Genomic DNA, 22068 nt, shown 5'->3' with positions numbered 1-22068 from the left:
TGCTCCAGGGCGAAGCGGGTGTCCGCGATGAAGCGGAAGGCCACCACGTTGTGACCGTGGCGTTTCCCGCCGGGTCCGAGCGGGGCGACGTGACCGCGCCAGGTGCTCTCGTCCCAGTCGAGGAGGCTGGTGATGGGTGCCTCGCAGGCCCAGGTGACCTCGCGGCGGACGTCGCGGGCGGGGGTGAAGCGCAGTCCCTCGTCGAGCCGGTGTTGCAGACCGAACTGGAACTCCAGGCGCAGGGCGGGAGTCAGCTGGTCCAGGCGGATCTTCGGGTCTCCGCGGTGAGCGAGGTCGTCGTACCAGGTGTCGAGGGTCGGCCGGCCGTGCTTGCGCCACCGGTTGTGGTGGGTGTGACACAGCGGAGCGTCGGTGCTGTCGGTCCAGCGCAGGCAGTCGGGGAAGTCGCAGATCCGCTCGGCGGACCAGGGCTTGCGCGGCGGTTGATAGAGGGTTCGTCCCAGCCAGGATTCGAGGGGTGGGCGTCCTGCGTGGTTCCACCGCGAGGCGTGGCGGTGACACAGACCGTGGGCGGCTCGGGCCCGATTGCACCCGGAGACCCGGCAGGCCGAGACCTGGCGTCGTTCGCGCAGTCGCGCATCCTCCTGAGCGGACCAGCCGTCCAGGTCGGCTGGTCGCCCTGCCGCCGCCCAGCGGTGGTGGTGGGTGCGGCACAGCTTCAGCCGGCCCATGGTCAGCGTCGTCGGGCAGGCCGGAACGCGGCACTCGCCGGGAAAGAACACCGGGCTGTCCCGCGGTGGACAGAACACCTCGGCCCGGAACTCCGGGCGCACCGTCTCCATCAACTTGGCCAGCAGGCCGTCGGAGCCTGCTCTCGCGCGGGGCGTTTTCACCGGGCCGGTGCCCTGTCCTTGATGATCCCGGCCGACAGGAGTACCCGGCGATGATCCTCGACATCGAGGTGGCTGTAGATCTCGGCGGTGGTCTGCGGGCTGGCGTGCCCGAGGAGTTCGGCCACGACCTCGATCGGCACCTCGGCCCGCAGCAGACGTGTGGCGTAGGTGTGCCGGCAGACATGCGGCGAGAAGTGCGTGATGCCGGTCCGCTTCTGCAGGCGCTCGACCAGCTCGTTGACGTTCGCTCGGGTCATCGGGGAGCCGATCGGCGCGCGGAAGAGGTTGGCGAACACGAAGTCGCAGTCCAGCGTCCCGTACTCGCTCTCCATGTAGGCGGCGTAGCGGTCGAACAGCTCCGGCCGCACCGGGATGATCCGGCCCTTCATGCCCTTGACCCGGGCCTGGTTCGCGTTGTTCTCGCGCGGAACGACGTGCACCTCGCCCTTGCGGAGGTTCAAGTCAGCGTGCCGCAGGCCCAGTGCCTCGCTGATCCGCAGCCCCGCTTCGTCCAGGAGCGCGATCAGGAACCGGTCCCGGCGCCGGTTGCAGGCGCTCATCAGCCGCCGGACCTCGTCATCGGTCAGCGTCCGGGGCGGCTTGCGGTGGGCGTGGATGCGGATCGGGCTGTACTCGACCTCGCCCCCTCGCTGGGTGTGCGCCAGCATCGGGGTGTAGGAGCCTGTCGGCTGCCTGGCCAGCAGGTTTCCCAGCAGCGCGGGCACGCTCTCGTCCCGCCGGGCGTGAAACCGATAGAAGGACGCGAGCGCGGCCCGCTTCCTTTGCAGCGTGGTGTTCTCCAGCGCCTGGCCGACACCCGGCAGCACGAACACCTCCGGCGCTCGGGCCGGCTTCGGGCGGCGCAGCCAGTCGAAGAACTGGGCGACCACCTCCAGCCGCACACGCCGGAAGTCCAAGCCCATCTGTCCCAACCAGACGAAGAAGTCGCGCAGGTCGTAGGCGTAGCCCTGGACCGTGTTCGGCGATGCACCCCTCGCCGTCAGGTGCGCGAGGAAGTCCTCCACGTCATCGACGGGCAAGCCGTCGTCCCCCACCACGGTGTAGGAGACCGGACCGTCCTCGGACAACCGCAGCCTCTGCACTGCGAACGACACACCACACCCCGGAATGACATGGACAGGCGAACAGAACCCGTCCATGTAGCACCGAAAGGCCCCTTCGTGGCAGCGATTTGGACATCAAAGACACCCACAAGACTGATGGACATAGTCGAGGACACCGGCAAGCTCCTCCCCGGCGGCCATATCGTCACCCCGCACCGGTCTCTCGACACAGCGAGGGCAGCCTCGTGAAGCGGACCAGCGCAGCGTCGAGACTCGTCCCCTACATCACCTCGCGGGAGGGCGAGTACGGCGCACCAGAGTCGGAACTCACGCTGAGCATGAACGCCTTCGGCTCCGTGCGTCTCGCCTACCACGACGAGACACCGACCGACCGTGGCCCGCACGGCGAGCTGTGGGCGCGGTGCTCCCAGTCGCTCAACGCTGCTGGGATGCCTACGGGCAAGCCGCAGTGGCGCTTGGTCAACCCCGCCCGGCAGCTGGCGGCTATGCAGCGGCTTCGGTGCCAGATCGGCTTCTGCTCGGCCGAGACCGACCGGGGGTACGTCTTCCTGGCCGGAGCCGCGGAAGACCCGTCTCATCGCCCCGGTGAGCCGGTGAGGACGGCCCAGCCGCCGGTGTGCCTGGAGCACGTGCGACCCGCCATCGAGCTGTGCCCGCACCTCCGGAAGGGGCACGTCGCCTTCCTCGCGCGGGCGACATCGGTCTGGGGCGTTGTCGGCTCCCGGTACCGCCTCACCGCCACCGGCCTGGAGCCGCTTCCTGCCGACGACGGCGACGCACCGGTCGAGTACGGGCATTCCCAGTTGGGCTGGTTCCTGGCGAGCCAACTCGTACGCGAACTGTGCGACTACGAGGTCGTCCATCTGGATGATCTCGCGTCCGTCACCCAGACGGCCGCCCGGAGGTCCTGAGTTGAACAGACAGGACCTCCGGGCGGCTCACCACCGGCGCTGGAACCCTCGCGCGCCGTCCGGCACGACACGCCCCTTGGGCGGTCCGACGAGAACGGAGAGCGTTCGCCAATAGCCTCCCGGCCCACCGGCACGCCGTGCCGACCTACCTCCCCCCGAACACGAACGACCGAAGGAAGTTCATGACGAACACGACCGTCGATCCCGACGAGGCGACCCGCCTGCGGAACAAGGTGGTGGACGAGCTGTGCGCGGACGGCAACATCTCCTCCCCGGAGATCGAAGCGGCCATGCGCAAGGTGCCCCGGCACGAGTTCACGCCCAACACCCCGCTGGACAAGGCGTACGACGCGTACGCCGCCGTGATCACCAAGACGGACGAGCACGGCGTGCAGCTCAGTTCCGTCTCCGCCCCGCAGATCCAGGCCATGATGCTGGAGCAGGCCCAGGTGAAGCCCGGCATGCGGGTGTTGGAGATCGGCTCGGGCGGGCTGAACGCGGCCTACCTCGCCGAGCTGGTCGGCGAGGACGGTGAAGTCGTCACCGTTGACATCGACCCCGTCGTCACCGGACGTGCGCGCCGCCTCCTGGACGAGCACGGCTACGGCCGCATCCACGTCGTTACCGCCGACGCCGCCGAACCCATCCCGGACTTCGGTGTGGTCGACATCGTGATGGTGACCGCCGGGGCCTGGGACATCTCTCCGGCGTGGACCGCGCAGCTCAGGCAGGGCGGCCGGCTCGTGGTGCCGCTGCGGATGCGGGGCTTGACCCGGTCGGTCGCCTTCACCCAGCTCACGGGCAAGCACGGCAGCTATCTGGAGAGCGAGTCGGCACGAATCTGCGGCTTCGTCCCGATGCAGGGCTCGACCGCCCACCGGGAAGAACTCCTCCTGGTCAACGGAACCCCGGAGATCGGGCTCAAGTTCGATGACGGCCTGCCGGCCGACCCGCACCGCCTCGACAACGCCGTCACGACACCGCGCCGCGAATCGTGGACCGGCGTCACCGTTCGTATCCAAGAACTCATCGACACCCTGCAGATGGCGATGGCGATCAGCCTGCCGGGCTTCTGCACGATGGCCGTCGACGAAGACCTGGACACGGGCCTGGTCACCCCTGTGAACAAGCGGTTCGCCCTCGCTGCCGTCAAGGACGACACCTTCGCCTACCTCGTCACCCGCCGCACCGAGGACAACAAGCACATCGAGTACGGCGTGCACGCGCTCGGCCCGCACGCGAAGCAGCTCGCCGACGAGATCGCCGACGTGCTGCGCGACTGGGAGGCCAACCGGCGCGGCGGCCCCAGCCCGGTCATCCGGGTCTATCCGGCCAACACCCCCGATGACCAGATCCCGGCCGACCGAGTCATCGACAAGGTGCACAGCCGGATCTCGCTCTCCTGGCCCTCGGCGTAACGCCGGAAGCCAGGTAGCCCCGCACCATCCCAACAAGAGGAAGGCACATCATGACGAGCGCCACCCTGGCCCCGCCCGCCCCGCTGGCGGGCCTGGACGACGACGACTTCGCACCCCTGGACGTGAAGGTCGTCATCGCCGAGCACGCGTACGGCAAGCTCATGTGCTCCACGGGCGACGGCTGCGGCACCACCTGCGCGACCGGTGCCTCCGCCTGTGGTTCCTTCACGGAGGACCCGGCCTGATCCAGGCCGGGTCCTCACCGGTGGGCCGGGCGAAGCGCTTCGCCCGGCCCATCGGCCCTCTCCCTCTCCCTGCGCCGCCTGACGGAAGGGCCTCATGGCTTCCCGAGCAGTCGCCGACTACCAGTGGCAAGGCGTTGCAATACTGCGCGCCACCACCAGCCCCGGACCGGCAGACATCCCCTCTACCCTCAACCTGGACAACGTGGCCGTCACCCGCGGATGGCTGAACCGCATCTGGCAACGCGAGGACTTCCGCAGCGCGCTGGAGCTGGCCGCCCCTGTCCTGTCCGACGCCATCGAGGCAGTCGTCCAGGGCCGGCAGGTCGAGCCCCGTCACGTTCGCCGCGCCGCGCTGTCGACGGTCTCCTACCTCCTGCGCTGGCAGCACCGCCCGACCCCGCTCGGCCTGTTCGCCGGCACCGCCCCGGTGTCTGTCGGGCCCCGGGCGAGCGCGCGATGGGGCGACAAGCACCGCGCGATGATCCGGCCGGACGCCGAATGGGTCACCGACATGGTCCTTCGGCTCCAACGCACCCCCGCGTTACTGAAGCGGTTACCGCTCGTCGCCAACAACGCCGCTCACACGCGCGGCGACCGGCTCGTGGCGCCGGGCCCGCCCTCCGACGGCCACGCCGTCCTTCTGGCCCCCGTCGAGGTATCCGTCCGCAATTCCCGGCCGGTGGCCGCCGCCATGGACGCGGCCCGCGCCCCCGTCCCCTACGGCGAACTCCACGGCCACCTGCGCGACAGCTTCCCGCAGGCCACACCGGAGAAGATCGACGCTGTCCTCCTGGACCTGGTCGAGCAGCAGTTCCTCATCACCAGCCTGTGGGCGCCCATGACCACCGTGGACGCCTTCCAGCACCTGTGCCGCGAACTGGACCGGTACCAGGCGGACAGCGTCCCCGAGGTGCGGGACCTGGTCCACGCGCTGTACGCCCTGCGTGACGACGTGTCCACCCACCAGCCGACGCTCTCCGACACCAGCGTGAGCGCCTTCTCCGCGCGGATGCGCGCCCTCACCCCCGTCACACCGACACCGCTGCTCATTGACACCGCCCTCGACTGCGGGACCCAGCTCCCGCACGCCGTGATCGCGGAAGTGCAAGCAGCCGTGTCGGCCCTGTACCGGACCACCCCGCAGCCCTACGGCTACCAGCACTGGCGCGACTACCACCGCCGATTCCGGGCCCGGTACGGCGTCGGCGCCCTGGTCCCGGTCATGGAACTGGTCGCCGACAGCGGCCTGGGCCTGCCCGCCGGATACGTCGGCTCCGAACGTGGCGCCGCCCTGAAGGTGCGCACCGACCGCGATGAACTGCTGCTCGCGCTGATGCAGCAAGTCCTCCTGGACGGCCGCGACGAACTGCGGCTGACGGACGACATGGTCGACGCCTTGGAGAAGGCCGCCGGAGAAGACGAGCGGCTGTTCGTACCCCGGGTGGAGGCAGCCTTTGAAGTCCACTCACCCAGCACCCGGGCCCTGTCCAGCGGCACCTTCGATGTCCTCCTCACCGCGGTCCCCCGCCCCGGCAGCAGCATGGCCGGCCGGTTCGCCCACGTCCTGCCGCCCGAGCATCAGGACGCGCTCGCCGCCACGTACCACGGGGCGCCGGACGCCCTCACGGCGCAGCTCGTGTTCCCGCCGCGCCGCCACCGCAACGAGAACGTCACCCGTACACCGAGGCTACTGCCGCACGTCATCGAGCTGTCCGGCCACCAGGAGACGGACGAGACGACGATCCCTCTCGCTGACATCGCCGTCACCGCGGACCCGCGCAGCTTCCACCTCGTGCAGCTCTCCACCGGCCGACGCATCGACGTACGCGTCCTGCACGCCCTGGAAGGCGGGACACAGACCCCACCACTGGCCCGGTTCCTCGCCGAAGTGGCCAACGGGCGGTACGCCGCCTACAAGCCGTTCGACTTCGGCGCCGGCTCCCGGCTCCCGTTCCTCCCCCGGGTGCGCTACCGCCGCACCATCCTCACGCAGGCCCGATGGCTGCTGATGGCCGACGACCTGCCCGGCCGCAAAGCCTCGACCGAGGAGTGGGAGGACGCCTTCACCGCCTGGCGGGACCGGCTACGGGTCCCCATGCAGGTCGCGATCATCGAGTACGACCAGCGCCTTCCACTCGACCTGTCCCACCCGGTCCACCTCCGGGCCCTGCGCGCCCACCTTGACAACGCCCGGCGTCTGGAGCTGCGCGAGGTCCCGGACGCAGACGCCCACGGATGGATCGGACGGGCACACGAGATCTGGCTCTCTTTGAGCCGGTTGCAGCCGGAGACCGCCGATGTGCCCCGGCCGCGCCCCGCCACGTCACCGGTCCCCGGGCGGCACCTTCCGGGGGCCGGTGACGTCCTGCTCGCGCAGCTCCACGCCCACCCGCGTCGCTACGAGGAGATCCTGAGCCGCCACCTGCCCAGCCTTCTCGCCGCGTTCGGCGACACCCCGCCGGTCTGGTGGTTCACCCGGCACCGGGAGATGGCCCGCCCGGACGCCGACCAGCACCTCGACCTCACGCTGCAGCTGCCGCCGGACGCGTACGGGGCCGCCGCGCAACACGTTCGTGCCTGGGCGGACAGCCTGCACGGGGCCGGTCTGGCGGCCGGGCTCGTCCTGGCTCCCTACCAGCCGCAGACCGGGCGCTTCGGCGGCGAGGCGGCCATGGACGCCGCGCACCAGGTGTTCGCAGCGGACTCCGCCGCCGCCCTCGCGCAGATCCAGCTCACCGAGCGCACCGACGCCGTCGCTCCACAGGCCCTCGCCGCGGCCAGCGCTCTGCACCTCGTCACCCCCCTGGCGCCGAACACCGCGGCGGCCGAGGAGTGGTTGGTGCGCAACCTCCCCCAAAGCACGGGGCGACTGAACCGGACCCTGCGTACCCAGGTGCTCGAACTCGCCGCGCCGGACGGCGCCTCCGCGCTCGCGGCCCTCCCCGGCGGCCCTGCGGTCGCCGAAGCATGGCGGACCCGCGCCGTCGCCGTGGACATCTACCGGCACACCTTGACCGGCCAGCGTGATCCGCTCGGCGTCGCCCGGTCGCTCCTGCACCAGCACCACGTCCGGGCCCTGGGCGTCGACCCGCGCGCCGAGGAGACCACGATCCGGCTCGTACGAACCGCGGCCCTCCAGCACCGGATGGCGGCCCGATGACCGCGCCGGCCGCCACCACCGCGGCGATCCTGGAGCAGTACACCGCCCACCTCGCCCAACCCGCTCCGCCGCCCCCGGACGAGCCTTGGACGGTGCAGTCCCTCGCCGACGGCGCCGCCGGAATCAGCCTGCTGCACATCGAGATGGCCAGCCGTCACGGCGGCTCCTGGCGCCCCGCCCACCGATGGATCACCGCCACAGCGGCCGGGCACATCAGCGCGGCCGACACCGCCGGGCTATTCCTCGGCGCCCCGGCCCTCGGCTTCGTCCTCACCACCGTCCCGCCGTCCTTCCAGCACCTGTACGAACCGGCGCGCCGGACGCTCCACCAGCACATCACCGATCTCGCCCACCGCCGCGTCGATGCCGCGCTCACCCGCATCCGCAAGGGCGACCTGCCCACCTTCGCCGAGTACGACCTCTTCTACGGCCTCACCGGCATCGGGGCCTACCTCCTGCGCGCCGACCCCGAAGGGCTCGCCCTGGAACGCGTCCTGCGGTACCTCGTCGCCCTGACCCGCCCACTCGCCCCCGGCGGTCGTGGGCTGCCCGGCTGGTGGGTCCGTCACGACCCGGCACGCGGCAACTCCCCCCACTTCCCCGGTGGCCACGCCAACTTCGGCGCAGCACACGGAATCACCGGCCCACTCCTCCTCCTGGCCCAAGCCCTGCGCCGCGGTATCACCGTCAACGGCCACCACGAGGCCATGTGGGCCATCTGCGAACACCTTGATGTCTGGTTCCAGCTCAGTCCCTCCGGCCCCTGGTGGCCCGAGCACATCTCGCGCCGTGACTTCGGCCGCGGACACCCTCACCATGACGCCCCCGCCCGGCCGAGCTGGTGCTACGGAACCACCGGCATCGCACGGGCCGGGCAACTCGCCGGGCTCGCCCTGCGCGCCCCCGACCTCCAGGCGTTCTACGAGGACGCCCTGTACCGCGCCCTGACCGACCCCGAACAGCTCGCCCACGTCACCGACACCGGCCTGTGCCACGGCTGGGCAGGCATCTACCAGACCGCTACCCGCGCCGCCGCCGACGCCCTCGACCCCCGCCTCCGGGCCCTCCCGAAGCGCCTCGGCGACACCCTCGCAGCGCACGCCCAGCCCAGCGGCCTCCACGCGACCGGGCTGATCAACGGCGACGCCGGCACCGCGCTCGCCCTCACCACCTACGCCTCACCGCAGGCCCCAATCACCGGATGGGACTCATGTCTCCTGATCAACTGACCCAGACGAAACCGAGCCGGGTCCAAGGTGCGGTCTTCGCTGTCCTCACCGGACTACCGATCGCCGACGCCGCGCACCAGTACCGGATGGACGCCGTGGCCCTGTCCGACGCCGTCAAAGTCTACGACCAGGCCGGCCGAGAAGCCCTGGACCGCCACACCACCACCGACTGGTGGCAGGCATACCTCCACTTCCCCGACTGGGCGAACGCCGACACCACCTTTACCACTCACGTACTGCCTGTTCTGCGAAACGCTGAAGCCGCTGGCACCGTCGACGGCTGGTGGTACACCCGCAAGCACCCCTGCTGGCGCCTACGCCTACGACCTACGACCGGGCCCGGGACCAAGTTGGCCGTCGGCGACGACTTGGACCGCCTCGTCACCGACGGGCACCTCCAACAGTGGTGGCCCGGCATCTACGAGCCGGAAACCGCAGCATTCGGAGGGACGGCCGGCATGACGGCCGCGCACGCCCTGTTCATCACCGACAGCCGGGAAGCACAGCAGTTACGGCAGCGCGGCAACCTGGCCGTGGGGCCTCGCGAACTGTCCGTCCTTCTCTGCACACTCATGATGCGTGCGGCCAAGCTGGAGTGGTACGAGCAGGGGGATGTCTGGCACCGCGTCATCAGGGACGAACACCGCTCAGCCATCCACGATGTCCCGGCAGACCTTCTCACCGCCCGTTCCAAGGAGATCCGTCCCCTGCTCCTCGCCGACAGCGAAGTCGTGCTGCGCGTCGGCGGGCCGCTGGAGCCCGTTGCCGAGTGGGCCGACGCATTCCGGCGCGCGGGGCAGGCGCTCGGCAACGCTGTCCAGGAAGGAATGCTCGACCGCGGGTTGAGGCAGGTGCTCAGCTACCACGTGATCTTCCACTGGAACCGTCTCGGGCTGTCCATGCGAGGACAGAGTATCCTGGCCTGGGCAGCCAGGGCGGCAATCCTCCACACGGAGAACGGGGTGTGACCCGCTACGGACAGAGCCTTTTCCAACCTCAGGTTGAGGCGTGGCGAAGGACGAGCACTGCCTTCACGATGCCGGCGATCCGGTTGGTGCTGCAGCGGAGCTTGCGCAGGAGTCGCCAGCACTTGAGGGTGGCCATGGCCCGCTCGCCGAGGCACCGGATTATGGCGTGGGTGCTGTTGTGGCGTCGCTTCCATCCCTTAAGGTGGCGGCCCCGGAAGAACACTTGGACGAGGTGGCCGCACCATGGTACGCCTTGTCCGCCCAGCACTTCAGTCCAGCGGCGGCGAAGTCTTCGACAATCCCGGCGGTCAGATCATGGGTGGCTCCGGGCAGCGCGGGCAAGGCCCACAGCAGCCGACCGAAGGGGTCGGTCAAGACCTGGACGTTCATACCGTGGCGCTTATGTTTCCCCGAGTAGTACGGGGTGTCGGTGGCGATGCGGTCGATGGGAAGAGGATGACGAACGCCTTCGTCCGGATGCTGTCCATCGCCTCGGCCAGGGTCGGGATAGTGCGGCCAGCACCTCGACGCCCTCGCGTATGTAACGGAACACCGTCGCGATTCCGATGCCGAACCCTGCGGCGGGCTGAGCGTACGTATCACCGCACCGCAGGTGCGCCAGGGCCTGACGGTCGACCGGCAGGCGGCGCCGCCTCGTCCCGATCTCCTTCTGCTGGGCCGTGAGTTGATTGGAAAGGGCTCACTGAAACCCGCTTCAGTTCACGGACGAGAGGTCCGGCGGCTGGATCGCCTTGCCGTCCGAGTAGAAGGTCTTAATGCCCTTGACCCCCTTCAGCTCGATCATGTGTTTCAGCGTCGTCTCGAAGTCGTCCTGGTGGTACGAGCTGAAGGAGTCCAACCCGGCGTCGTGATCGTGGTCGGTCGACGGCTGGTCGGTCGTGATGTACACGTAGCCGTCCGACTTCAGCTCCATCTTCGTTATGGAGATCCCCAGGGGATCCAGGCCCATCTCGTACCAGTCATACAGGGCCCTCCTGTTGTCCTCGAACGCCTGCTGCATGGGCGACAGGGTGGACTTGTCAGACGGGGCAGCCGTGGCATCGCGTGCGGGCTTCGGGTTCTTGCCCACGTTCCGGTCATCCCCATCATCCACGACAGCCTTCGTGCAGCCGGACGTGTCCTCAGGGTGCTGCTCGTGACACCACTCCGCCACCCTGGCCGAGCAGTCGACGACTTCTTCGAGGTCGGCCCTACTCTCCTCGGCCATGGCCCTAGCGCACCCTGGCGGCCCGTCGTCACCTCCAACCGTGGCCCAACCGACGATGCCGGCCAGCACCACGACCACGCAGACAAAGAAGATCACCAGACGCTTTCGACCGAAGCTCTTAATGATCGTTTGCATGTAGATGCACCCCCATGGTCCGTAGCTGGAGGATCATATGTGTTGATTCCGTGAGCGGAAGAGGGGGCCCCGTGAACACGGCATTATCGACACTCTCGCGGAAGTCGGCGACCAACCCACTGCGTACGCACGACCGGCTATACCGGCGCACCATCGAGATCCGTGACTCGGTCCTCACTCTCGCCGACCACGCACCGGCGGAACTGCGCGGGCGCGCCTACGACCACGCCACCTCCCTCGGCTTCATCGGCGCCCACGCCGACATGACCGCCAAGGCCTGCTGGCTCGCCGTCGCCCGCGAGGAACGGCTCCGCGGCGCGGCCACTGGCTCCGGCGAGCCCATGCCCCCCGCCAGCGGCGGCCGCGACCTCGCTACCGAGATCCGCGCCCTCACCACCCTCAGCACCGCTTACCGCTCCCGCGCCACTCAGGACTTGGATGTCCTCGACGGCGTACCGAAGGGGCAGGTGGCTGACGGGCGCGGCGTAGCGGAGAGTCTCCTCAATCACGTCGTCCCACGACGCGATTCCCCAGCCGGGATCACACCAGCGGCGTTCCACGATCCAGGCGACTCTTGACCGCGTATCCGATGGGCAGGGCCGCTCACCGCCGATGGCGCCAGACTTGCCGCAAGCGCAGCACTTCGGTCGTCCAGTGAGCCTCAAGCTCCGCGTCCGGGACACGGTCACGACCGAGGTTGTGGCGGACGTGGCGGTACAGCCAGTGCAGCGAGGCGTCCGTGCTGGTGATCAGTATGGACAGCAACGGCTCGTCCGCCGGTGTCTGCCAGTCCAGGGCCACAAGCAACTCGCCCTGGTCATCGGGGTGAAGGTGAGGCAATGCCCCGCCCATGCGCAGACGGAGATCTCCCCAGGTCAGTAGTCCGCCGCCGCTACGGGCCACGTCTGCGAGCACCTCGCGGGCCACGTCAGCCAACTTCTGTACGGTTTCCTCGGAAAGTCGCTCAGGCGCCTGCGACTCCTTCGTGCCGCTCCTACTCTGCGGAGAAGACGCATTCCGTGCCACGACGTTCCCCCCAACCGAAGCTGGGCGTTGACGCTCCGCAGGTTGCTGCTCGCGCACCCCCGTCTCCCGGCGCTCCACTGCTGTCGTCTGCGGCACAGACGCCGATCTGCTCGCCGGGCCACGGTCGGCGAGCTGCCCGCTGCCGGATGCCGGAGGTCCGATCGGGCGACCGATCAGGCGATCGAGTTCGTCCAGAACACGGTCCCCCTGCATTAGCCACTTACGGAGGCTGTTCTTCTGGCCGCAGGCGTCCTGATGCAGCTGGACGTGGGCCTCGCCCTGTCGGATCGCCTGCGCCAGGCGCTGGGCGCGGCTCCCTTTCGTCCGGTCCCGCGTGGCAGCCGCCTGCTTCAGCTTCTCCCGCATCTCCGAAAGCTTGTTCCGCGCCGTGAGGAGGTCCCCCTGCGGTGGTGGCGACGACGTCGGCTGCTCCTTGACCGCTGGCTTCACTGGCGTGACCGATATAGGCGTCGTCCGGCGTCCGTATGCCCCGTGCGCTTTCTTGATCTCAGCCTGTCTCCACCGCTTCATAGCGGTCTCCGAGGCCGGGACATCGGCCCCGAGTGAGCGGAGGATGTCGCTCAGGTAGGGCAGCGGGTGTCCGAGGTGTGTGACCACCAGGACGCACAGCAGCGGACGGTCCGGGCTCAGCGGCTTGTCCACTTCGACCAACAACGCCTGCCGTCTGGTATCCGGCAGGTGGATGAGAGCGCGGCCGACCCGCTCGGCAAGCCTGCTCCACGTGATCGTCTTGCCGCGAGCCGCCACCTCTGTCAACGCCGTGCGGAGCTCGGCCGCTATCTCGCTCCGCCTGCGTATCTCGCCCGCACTCGGCTTACGGGTGGCCGGTGCGCGAGACGCCTTGGGAAGGGGTGCGTCGACAGCAACGCTGGGACGCCACAGGCCGGTGCGTTCCGCCTCCAGACTGTTGAGCTTGACGAGGCCGTCGGCGCGGACCGCCCACGACGAACCGGCTCCCTCGCCAGGTTCCGTGACCAGCAGCCGCACCGCGCCGGACAGCCGGTAGACATACTGCTCCACAGGAGCCGGGACGCCTTCGGGCAAGGAGAGATGCGCCCGGACGATCCGGCTCCCCGCCGGCTTGACGAATCCGGGCACCAGGTGTCGTCCGGTCGCGGCGAAGGGCGACTGCGCTGTGGGCGCGGCCTCTGTGTCCACCGCGAACACAAGCTCGGCGCCACGCAAGGAGAGGATGCCGGGGAGTGGCGCGTTACGGCTGCCGCCCTCACGGACGATTCCCTTGGCGCGCAGTTCGTCCAGGGCAGGCGTCAGGAGGCCGCTGCTGGTCATCAGGCAGTCGTCCAGGGAATCCCAGACCAGGGGCTCCTTGGCCGTCATGGTGCCGATGAGAACGCGTCGCTCGTTGCCTTCGGTGACGCATCGCGCCCGCAGCGCATAACCCTGACGGGCCAGCGTGTCCTGCAGGGGCGCTCCGTCCCGCCCGAAGACCCACTCGATGTGCTGTTCCTTGGCGCTCAGGCTGTCCGCGGCCTCGCGCCAGCTCCGGTAGTCCTCCGGGTGCAACTCGAACCGGAGATGCTGCCGCGTGGCACGCAGCGAGAACTCGACGGCGTCACCCGGACAGTGTCCGAAGCTGCGCAACTCACCTCGGACAGCGTGTCCTTGGTCCGCCAGCCATCGGGTGACATGAGACTTGACGAACAGATGGTCGGCACTATCCACGCTGCCGGAGGTCCGGCCGCAGGTCCGTCTTCCGGAGTGGTCCCGGTTGTGGGCGAAGTGGCAGACCTTCGTCTCGTACCTCTTGCTCCGTAGGTTCTCCCCACAGCCACCGAGAAGCGTGCCGCACCAGAAGTCGTTGGTCCCGAACTGGCGGCGGAATTCGTCCAGGTTGTGCGGCTCCTCGGGAAGGATGACGGGCCGGTCAGAGTCTGGTCCTCCCATCACCGCGGTCTGAACGAGCCGGGTGTCGATCAGTGTCACCTACAGTCCCCCCAACGCCCGGAAGCGGTCAGGGACCGGGCGCGTCACGAAAAGCCGTGGATGCACCTTACGCCCCGGGCAACAGCGCCAGCAGCAGGGGCACCCTCGCGGGCAGAGTGCCGCCTGACTGTCGGGGGCGTCTGAACGCGGATCCACTTTGGCCGATTGAATCGTGGGGCCGAGTCGCGGGGCGGCGTCCTGCTCCAGCAGGCGTGGGGGCTGAACGAGACCGCCCCGTTCGCCACCCACCTGGCCGTGGAGCGCACCCTGGACAAGGTCGGTTCCGCCGGCCTCCCCATGCCTTTTCCGAGATGCGCGTCGTCGACGCCGTCACCGACGAGCCGAGCGGCAGCGGGCGACCATCTGGACGGAGGTTCGGGTGCGGTCGCGGACATGTAGATCACACAGAAGTGGTCGTACTCGCGCGCGGTGACTGCGCCCGTGGTCTTCGCGCGCACTGCGGTGGATACGAGATCCCACTCCGGAGGCCCCACGGAGAAGCGCTCCAGGTCCATCATCAGGACCCCGTCGGCCGTGCGGACGAAGTTGCCGGGCCAGGCGTCGCCGTGCACAGCCCGGTCGGGGAGACCGGCCGGCCGCTCGGCCCAGGCCTCTGCGAGGTCGCGGTGGAGTCCGTGCAGCCACTCTCTGTCGTCGTCGCGGATCGTGGTGGCCGCTTGCAGCCGTTCTCCGACCCGGACGAAGGGATCGAGATACCCCAGCTCTATGTCTGGCATGGGCAAGGAGTGGAGCTGTGCCAGGAGTTGGGCGACGGCGCTCTCGTGCCTCGCCCCGGAGCAAGGGGGCCACTACGCCGCAGCTGACGCGGCGCGGCAGATGGGCCGCCCGGCCGTCTTCCTTCCCGGGCGCACAATGCACGACCTGGACATGGCCGAGCTGGAAGGCTTCCTCCGCGAGCACTGTCCAATCCGCTCGACGCCGGGGCAGACAGCGGCTCAAGTTTGCGCCTAAGGCTCACCGTCCCGATCGTGAGCGACACGTTGGCGACTTCCTGAAGTAAGGATGGATGGGCCGATTCTCCAGTTTACGGGCGGGGGCAAGCGGGTAGTCACAGGTCCTGCCCGGGACCGGTCCGGTTCCCGTTCGGCCATGTGGCATCGAACTCACCGCCAAGGTCACCCAAAGGGCGTGTCCAACGCCTCTGTCCTCCCGCTTCGCGACCTACGTTGTCCCGGTGGAGCAGCACAGAACACGTCCCCCTCGGCACAAGCAGTCGTCGCAGCAGCCCCCGCAGTCCCCGCAGGGCACCCTCGACGAGGCCGCCACCGTCTACCGGACTGTGAGCTCGCCCGGCCCGCGGGGACGCCCGGTGCCGCCCGCCGTGCTCGCACTGCGCCGACTGCCCAGTCCTCGGCTCACCGGTATCGGTGCCGGGTTGTTCGCCGCCGCCGTCATGTTCTCGCTGGCGTGCCTCGACTGGCTGCTGTTCGACGGTTCGTCAGTGGTGTACGGGGTGCTGTTCCTGCCGGTCAGTGCGCTGACCGCACTGTGGGTGCGGCCCGCTGATCTGGTGACCGCGCCGATCAGCGTGCCGATCGCGTTCGCCGTCGGTGTGATTCCGATCGCCGGAGGCACGGGCGGCTTCGGCGGGCAGACGATGGCGGTCGTCACCGCGCTCGCGGTCCACGCCGGCTGGCTGTACGGCGGCACGCTCATCGCGGGGCTCATCGCCACCGTGCGCAAGGTCCGGCTGATGCGGCAGCGCCGGCGGCGGATGCTGCTGGCCGCGCGGGCGGCGCGGCCCAGCCGGCGTACGAAGGGGTAGCTCCCCGGTCAGCTGCCCGCCGCGGCCATGGCCGCACCGACGATGCCCGCGTTGTTCTGCAGCTCCGCGGGGATCATCTCGGCCCGAACGTGGTTGATCAGCGGCAGGAACTTGTCCGCCTTGCGGCTGACCCCACCGCCGATGATGAAGAGTTCGGGCGAGAACAGCATCTCCACATGGGTCAGGTACGTCTGCACCCGGTGCGCCCAGTGGTGCCAGCTCAGGTCCTCGTCCTCCTTGGCCTTCGTGGAGGCGTGCTTCTCGGCGTCGTGTCCGTTCAGCTCCAGATGGCCGAGCTCGGTGTTGGGCACGAGCTGCCCGTCAATGAAGACAGCGCTGCCGATCCCCGTACCGAACGTCAGCATGATCACGGTCCCCTTGCGGCCGCGCCCGGCGCCGAACGTCATCTCGGCGATTCCCGCCGCGTCGGCGTCGTTGAGGACGGTCACCGGAAGGCTCAGCTTGTCGCCGAGAAGGGCGCGGGCATCGGTGTCGATCCAGCCCTTGTCGACATTGGCCGCTGTGCGGGTGACACCGCTGGTGACCACGCCCGGGAAGGTGATGCCGACCGGTCCCGACCAGTCGAAGTGGCCGACCACCTCGGCCACGCAGTCGGCCACGTCCCTGGGCGTGGCCGGGTGCGGTGTCAGTACTTTGTGGCGCTCCTGCGCCAGGTCTCCGCGGTCCAGGTCCACGGGAGCACCCTTGATCCCGGATCCGCCGATGTCCACGCCGAAGATCTGCATGCGACCCACGGTACGGTCCCGCGCCGCGCCGCGCCCCACTTCCCGGGGCACGGGCCCGCACCCCGGGGGTGATGCGCGGGTTGGACGCCGCCCCACCTATGTGTGCGGGTTGGACGCCGCCCCACCCACGTGCGCGGGTTGGACGCCGCCCCACCCATGTGCGCGGCCTCTTACTTCGCGGAGAGTGCCTCAGCCTCTGCGCGCAGGTCCCGGCGGAGCTCCTTGGGCAGCGAGAAGATGATCGACTCGTCGGCCGTCTTCACCGTCTCCACGTCCGCGTAGCCACGCTCGGCCAGCCACTCCAGCACGCCGTCGACCAGCACGTCGGGGACGGAGGCGCCGGACGTGAGGCCGACCGTGGTGACGCCCTCCAGCCAGGCCTCGTCGATCTCGTGCGCGAAGTCCACCAGATGGGCGGCGGGGGCGCCCGCGTCGAGGGCGACCTCGACCATACGGATCGAGTTCGAGGAGTTCTTGGAACCGACGACGATGACCAGCTCGGCGTCCTCGGCCAGCTTCTTCACCGCGATCTGACGGTTCTGCGTGGCGTAGCAGATGTCGTCGCTCGGCGGCGAGAGCAGCTGCGGGAACTTCTCCTTCAGCGCGTCCACCGTCTCCATCGTCTCGTCGACCGAGAGCGTGGTCTGGGAGAGCCAGACGACCTTCGACTCGTCGCGTACGGAGACATGGGCGACGTCCTCGGGGCCGTCGACCAGGGTGATGTGGTCGGGTGCCTCGCCGCTCGTGCCGATGACTTCCTCGTGGCCCTCGTGGCCGATCAGGAGGATGTCGTAGTCCTCCTTGGCGAACCGGACCGCTTCCTTGTGGACCTTGGTCACCAGCGGGCACGTCGCGTCGATCGTGGCGAGCCTGCGCTCGGCGGCCTCGGCGTGGACGGTCGGTGCGACACCGTGCGCGGAGAACATCACGATGGAGCCCTCGGGGACCTCCGCGGTGACGTCGACGAAGATCGCGCCCTTCTTCTCCAGCGTCTGCACGACGTACTTGTTGTGCACGATCTCGTGGCGGACGTAGATCGGGGCCCCGTACTGCTCCAGGGCCTTCTCGACGGCGATCACGGCACGGTCCACGCCGGCGCAGTAGCCACGGGGCGCGGCGAGCAGGACGCGGCGCGAGGTGCCCGCACTCGGGTCGGTGGCGGGTGACGGGCTGGGCGTAGCAGTCATGCGTCCCATCGTAAGGCCGTACCGAACAGGCGCGGGATCGGCCGGGTCGGGAGACTTGCCGATACGCGACGTACGCCCCGTGCGCCCCGTACGCGACCCTGTCCGCGCGATCCACGGAGGGCTCATGGCCGGCAGCAGCACGGACAGGGCAGGACTTCGGCGGACGCTCGGGTTCCGGGATCTGGTGGTGTACGGGCTGCTGTTCATCGCGCCCATGGCTCCCGTCGGCATCTTCGGCACGCTCGACGCGAAATCGGGCGGCGCGGTCGCGCTCGTGTACGTCGCGGCGACCGTCGTCATGGCGTTCACCGCCTTCAGTTACGCCCAGATGGTGCGGGTCGCCCCGCTGGCCGGTTCGGTCTTCACGTATGCGCGCAAGGGGCTCGGGGAAGGGCCCGGGTTCATCGCCGGGTGGATGGCGATGCTGGACTATCTGCTGATTCCGGCGGTCGCCTATCTCTTCTCCGGGATCGCGATGAACTCGCTGGTGCCGTCGGTGTCGCGGTGGGTCTGGACGGCGCTGGCGGTGGTCGTCACCACGCTGCTCAACCTGTGGGGAGTGCGGGCTGCCGCCCGGGTCGGCTTCGCGGTGCTCGCGATGGAGATCGCGGTGCTGGCGGTGTTCCTGGTGTCGGCGGTGGTCGTTCTCGTTCGGGACGGGGCGCAACGCGGCTGGTGGACACCGTTCACCGGGGACGCCGGCTTCTCGACGACGGCGGTGCTGGGTGCGGTGTCGGTGGCCGTGCTCTCGTATCTGGGCTTCGACGCCATCGCCTCGTTCGCGGAAGAGGTCACCGGTGGCTCGGAGAAGGTGGCGCGGGCGGTGCTGTTCTGTCTGGTGCTCGCGGGGCTGCTGTTCGTGGCGCAGGGCTATCTGGCGGCGCTGCTGGAGCCGATGACGTCGGCGGAGCTGGCCGCCGAACCGGCCAGGCAGGGGTCGGCGTTCTACGACACGGTCGACTTCGCGGTGGGCACATGGCTGCACGACCTGGTGGCGGTCAGCAAGGCGATCGGGGCGGCGTTCGCGGCGCTGGCCGGGCAGGCGGCGGCAGGGCGGCTGCTCTTCGCCATGGCCAGGGAGCAGCGGCTGCCCTCGATGCTGGCCCGGGTCGACCCGCGGTCCGGAGTACCACGAGTCGCGATCCTGATCGCCGCGGCGGTGACGCTGGTGGCAGCGGTCTGGGCGGCCCGGCGCGCCGACGGCCTCGACCGTCTGGTGTCGGTGGTCGACATCGGTGCGCTGACGGCGTTCGTCCTGCTGCACGCGTCGGTGATCGGCTGGTTCGCCGTACGCCGGATGGACGGGCCGCCCAGCTGGTGGCGGCACGTGCTGGTGCCGGTGGTGGGTGCGGGGGTGCTGATCGCGGTGATCGCGGCGGCGACGGCGAGTGCGCAGGCGGTGGGGGTCTTCTGGCTGGCGGTGGGGATGGTGGTACTGGCGTTGCAGTGGGGGCGGCGCCCGGCTGCATAACGGCCTCCCCACGACAGGAAGTGGTTCGGCGAGCGACGTCGTGCGGCTTCGGCGGCAAGGCGGAGGAGGGATTCGGCGCGGAGCGTCGGTGACTGACGACAACGCCGCAGGCCGAGTCGCAGGGCGTCGGGAGCCCACTCCTTGTCGTGGGGAGGCCTTGAGGGGTCTCTCGCGTGTCGTCGGGCTGCCTCGTTGTCCGTGGTGGCGGATACGCTCGCTCGCATGGCTCTCAATACGTCCGCGGAAGCTCCGCTGCCCGTCGGCGAGGTGTCACGGCTGATCGGGGGATGGATCGACCGGCTCGGTGCCGTCTGGGTCGAGGGGCAGATCACGCAGCTGTCGCGGCGGCCGGGTGCCGGGGTGGTGTTCCTGACGCTGCGCGACCCGTCGCACGACATCTCCGTGAGCGTGACCTGCTTCCGTCAGGTCTTCGACCGGATCGCGGATGTGGTGACGGAGGGTGCGCGGGTCGTCGTCCTCGCCAAGCCCGAGTGGTACGCGCCCCGCGGCCAGCTGTCCCTGCGGGCCACGGAGATACGGCCGGTCGGCATCGGTGAACTGCTGGTCCGGCTGGAGCAGCTGAAGAAGTCCCTGGCCGCGGAGGGCCTCTTCGCCCTGGACCGGAAGAAGCCGCTGCCGTTCCTGCCGCAACTGATCGGTCTGGTCTGCGGTCGGGCGTCGGCGGCAGAGCGCGATGTCCTGGAGAACGCGCGGCGGCGCTGGCCCGCGGTCCGTTTCGAGGTGCGCAACACCGCGGTGCAGGGCGTGCACGCGGTGAACCAGGTGGTCCAGGCGGTGAAGGAGCTGGACGACCTGCCGGATGTCGACGTGATCATCGTGGCGCGCGGCGGCGGCAGTGTGGAGGATCTGCTGCCGTTCTCGGACGAGCAGCTCATCCGTACGGTCGCCGGGTGCCGCAAGCCGGTGGTGTCCGCGATCGGGCACGAACCGGACTCCCCGCTGCTCGACCTGGTCGCGGATCTACGGGCGTCCACGCCGACGGACGCGGCGAAGAAGGTCGTGCCGGACGTGGGCGAGGAACTGGACCGGGTGCAGCAGCTGCGGGACCGGGCGCTGCGGACCGTACGGGGGCTGCTCGACCGGGAGGAGCGGGGACTGGCCCATGCGCTCGGCCGGCCCTCCATGCAGCAGCCGCAGCGGATGGTGGACGAGCGTGCGGCGGAGATCGACGCGCTGACCGGGCGGAGCCGCCGGGTGCTGGGCCATCTCCTGGACCGGGCGGACTCGGAGCTCGCGCACACCCGGGCGCGGGTGGTCGCGCTGTCGCCCGCGGCGACGCTGGAGCGCGGCTACGCGGTGCTGCAGCGGCCGGACGGTCATGTGGTCCGCTCCCCCGCGGACGCCGGGGCGCCGGGCGACGAGCTGCGGGCGCGGGTGTCGGAGGGCGAGTTCACCGTGCGGGTGGCCGAGTGACGTACACACTGCGGCGCCGTTTCGGCTCGGACCTGGTTGTCGTACCTCACACATAGGGTGGCTCACATGACGGACGACGCGACAACGGCACCTGCCGCCACGGACACGCTCGGGTACGAGCAGGCGCGGGACGAGCTGATCGAGGTCGTGCGACGCCTGGAGGCGGGCGGCACGACGCTGGAGGAGTCCCTCGCGCTGTGGGAGCGCGGTGAGGAGCTGGCCCGGGTGTGCCGGCACTGGCTGCAGGGTGCGCGGGCCCGGCTGGACGAGGTGCTCGCCCAGCCCGGGAAGGACCAGCCGGACGAGCAGGGCGACGCGGGCTGAGCCCGGTCCCGGAATAGATCCGGCGCGCCCGGTGGTTGTGCGCCTCGTCAGAAGTCGGGGCGGCCGGGTGCACTTCGCACACGTTTGTGGAGTGGATCACTCAGGTCAGGTTTTAGTTGAAAGTTAACCTACCTCTCGGTTACGGTCGCCGTATCGCTTGATCCGCTGTTCGTTCGGAAGGTAATGACCGAGATGTCCCTCGCCCTTGACCCCGCTGCCCAGGACCTCCTCTTCCGCGAGGCCCGCACCGCCAACACCTTCACCGACGAGCCGGTCTCCGAGGAGCAGATCCAGGCGATCTACGACCTGGTCAAGTACGGCCCCACCGCCTTCAACCAGTCGCCGCTGCGCGTCGTCCTGGTCCGCTCCGACGACGCCCGCGCGCGCCTCGTGAAGCACATGGCCGAGGGCAACCAGCCGAAGACCTCCACCGCCCCGCTGGTCGCGATCCTGGCCGCCGACAACGAGTTCCACGAGGAGCTCCCGGCCCTGATGCCGCACTTCCCGCAGGCCAAGGACGCGTTCTTCTCCGAGCGCCCGGTCCGCGAGTCGTCCGCCGCGCTGAACGCCGCCCTGCAGGCCGCGTACTTCATCATCGGCGTCCGCGCCGCCGGCCTGGCCGCCGGCCCGATGACCGGCTTCGACGCCTCGGGCATCGAGAAGGAGTTCCTGGACGGCGACCACAGCCTGCTGATGGTCGTCAACATCGGCAAGCCGGGCGAGGACGCCTGGTTCCCGCGTCTGCCGCGTCTCGCCTACGACGAGGTCATCACGACCGTCTGAGGCAGTCCGGCCGTACGGGGAAGGGCCGCGGAGCACGTGCTCCGCGGCCCGTCCCCGTAGGGCCGGGATCGCGGGCGCACACCGCGCACGGAGACCTGGGAGCGGCCGCGGAC

Annotated in this window: 17 protein-coding genes and 2 pseudogenes; 12 read left to right on the top strand and 7 right to left on the bottom strand. The window is 69.7% G+C overall.

Annotated features, from left to right (window positions below; genetic code table 11):
- Positions 1–850: 850 nt before the first annotated feature.
- Positions 851–1969 (bottom strand): tyrosine-type recombinase/integrase, encoded by a 1119-nt coding sequence (locus AB0I23_RS26185; RefSeq protein WP_359112776.1) that lies wholly within the window; start codon positions 1967–1969, stop codon positions 851–853.
- A gap of 194 nt (positions 1970–2163) precedes the next feature.
- Here AB0I23_RS26185 and AB0I23_RS26180 point away from each other — a divergent pair, with 194 nt between their 5' ends.
- The 6 genes from AB0I23_RS26180 to AB0I23_RS26155 all read left to right on the top strand — a co-directional run bounded on the left by AB0I23_RS26180 (position 2164) and on the right by AB0I23_RS26155 (position 9870).
- Positions 2164–2850, top strand: a complete 687-nt coding sequence (locus tag AB0I23_RS26180) for a hypothetical protein (RefSeq protein WP_359112774.1) — start codon at positions 2164–2166, stop codon at positions 2848–2850.
- A gap of 182 nt (positions 2851–3032) precedes the next feature.
- Entirely contained in the window at positions 3033–4268 is a 1236-nt protein-coding gene (gene fxlM / locus AB0I23_RS26175) for a methyltransferase, FxLD system (RefSeq protein ID WP_359112772.1), read from the top strand.
- A 50-nt stretch (positions 4269–4318) separates the two neighbouring features.
- Positions 4319–4513, top strand: coding sequence for an FxLD family lanthipeptide (locus tag AB0I23_RS26170; protein WP_359112770.1), 195 nt, complete (start codon positions 4319–4321; stop codon positions 4511–4513).
- A 94-nt stretch (positions 4514–4607) separates the two neighbouring features.
- The gene (locus AB0I23_RS26165; protein ID WP_359112768.1) at positions 4608–7673 is read left to right on the top strand and encodes a lantibiotic dehydratase; all 3066 of its coding nucleotides are present in this window, start codon (positions 4608–4610) and stop codon (positions 7671–7673) included.
- Positions 7670–8902, top strand: coding sequence for a lanthionine synthetase C family protein (locus AB0I23_RS26160; RefSeq protein WP_359112767.1), 1233 nt, complete (start codon positions 7670–7672; stop codon positions 8900–8902). The genes AB0I23_RS26165 and AB0I23_RS26160 overlap by 4 nt, the downstream gene beginning before the upstream one ends.
- Complete coding sequence (locus AB0I23_RS26155) at positions 8884–9870, top strand: thiopeptide-type bacteriocin biosynthesis protein (RefSeq protein WP_359112765.1); 987 nt, start codon at positions 8884–8886, stop codon at positions 9868–9870. Before AB0I23_RS26160 ends, AB0I23_RS26155 begins: the two co-directional genes overlap by 19 nt.
- A 28-nt stretch (positions 9871–9898) precedes the next feature.
- Here AB0I23_RS26155 and AB0I23_RS26150 read toward each other — a convergent pair.
- A pseudogene (locus tag AB0I23_RS26150) lies at positions 9899–10567 on the bottom strand (transposase family protein); the annotation flags it as partial.
- An 18-nt stretch (positions 10568–10585) separates the two neighbouring features.
- A complete protein-coding gene (locus AB0I23_RS26145; protein WP_359112764.1) occupies positions 10586–11233 on the bottom strand; it encodes a hypothetical protein in 648 nt (215 codons plus the stop codon).
- 71 nt (positions 11234–11304) lie between these two features.
- Here AB0I23_RS26145 and AB0I23_RS26140 point away from each other — a divergent pair, with 71 nt between their 5' ends.
- The gene (locus tag AB0I23_RS26140) at positions 11305–11811 is read left to right on the top strand and encodes a DUF6545 domain-containing protein (RefSeq protein ID WP_436847000.1); all 507 of its coding nucleotides are present in this window, start codon (positions 11305–11307) and stop codon (positions 11809–11811) included.
- 25 nt (positions 11812–11836) lie between these two features.
- Here AB0I23_RS26140 and AB0I23_RS26130 read toward each other — a convergent pair whose 3' ends face one another.
- Positions 11837–14224 carry a hypothetical protein gene (locus AB0I23_RS26130; protein ID WP_359112763.1) on the bottom strand — a complete coding sequence of 796 codons (2388 nt, stop codon included), beginning with the start codon at positions 14222–14224 and terminating at the stop codon, positions 11837–11839.
- Positions 14225–14268: 44 nt separating this feature from the next.
- Positions 14269–14988, bottom strand: a pseudogene (locus AB0I23_RS26125) (phosphotransferase family protein); the annotation flags it as partial.
- Between the two features lie 431 nt (positions 14989–15419).
- Between AB0I23_RS26125 and AB0I23_RS26120 the strand changes: the two are divergent.
- A complete protein-coding gene (locus AB0I23_RS26120) occupies positions 15420–16010 on the top strand; it encodes a DUF6542 domain-containing protein (RefSeq protein WP_037688711.1) in 591 nt (196 codons plus the stop codon).
- An 8-nt stretch (positions 16011–16018) separates the two neighbouring features.
- Here AB0I23_RS26120 and ppgK read toward each other — a convergent pair whose 3' ends face one another.
- Together ppgK and AB0I23_RS26110 are read right to left on the bottom strand one after the other, a co-directional pair.
- Complete coding sequence (gene ppgK / locus AB0I23_RS26115) at positions 16019–16756, bottom strand: polyphosphate--glucose phosphotransferase (RefSeq protein WP_359112761.1); 738 nt, start codon at positions 16754–16756, stop codon at positions 16019–16021.
- Between the two features lie 170 nt (positions 16757–16926).
- On the bottom strand, positions 16927–17952 hold the full coding sequence (locus AB0I23_RS26110) for a 4-hydroxy-3-methylbut-2-enyl diphosphate reductase (protein WP_436846999.1): 1026 nt from the start codon (positions 17950–17952) through the stop codon (positions 16927–16929).
- A gap of 115 nt (positions 17953–18067) precedes the next feature.
- On the opposite strand from AB0I23_RS26110, the gene AB0I23_RS26105 reads away from it, so the two are divergent.
- The 4 genes from AB0I23_RS26105 (at position 18068) to AB0I23_RS26090 (ending at position 21955) form a co-directional block, all read left to right on the top strand.
- Positions 18068–19414 (top strand): APC family permease, encoded by a 1347-nt coding sequence (locus tag AB0I23_RS26105; protein ID WP_359112756.1) that lies wholly within the window; start codon positions 18068–18070, stop codon positions 19412–19414.
- Positions 19415–19636: 222 nt separating this feature from the next.
- The gene (xseA, locus tag AB0I23_RS26100) at positions 19637–20848 is read left to right on the top strand and encodes an exodeoxyribonuclease VII large subunit (RefSeq protein ID WP_359112753.1); all 1212 of its coding nucleotides are present in this window, start codon (positions 19637–19639) and stop codon (positions 20846–20848) included.
- A gap of 66 nt (positions 20849–20914) precedes the next feature.
- Complete coding sequence (locus AB0I23_RS26095) at positions 20915–21172, top strand: exodeoxyribonuclease VII small subunit (RefSeq protein ID WP_359112750.1); 258 nt, start codon at positions 20915–20917, stop codon at positions 21170–21172.
- A 192-nt stretch (positions 21173–21364) separates the two neighbouring features.
- Positions 21365–21955, top strand: a complete 591-nt coding sequence (locus AB0I23_RS26090) for a malonic semialdehyde reductase (RefSeq protein ID WP_359112910.1) — start codon at positions 21365–21367, stop codon at positions 21953–21955.
- Positions 21956–22068 lie beyond the last annotated feature (113 nt).

Source organism: Streptomyces atratus, assembly GCF_040655115.1.
Taxonomy (GTDB): domain Bacteria; phylum Actinomycetota; class Actinomycetes; order Streptomycetales; family Streptomycetaceae; genus Streptomyces; species Streptomyces atratus_D.
Note: the sequence above shows the minus strand (reverse complement) of the source record. Positions and strands in the feature narration are given on the sequence as shown.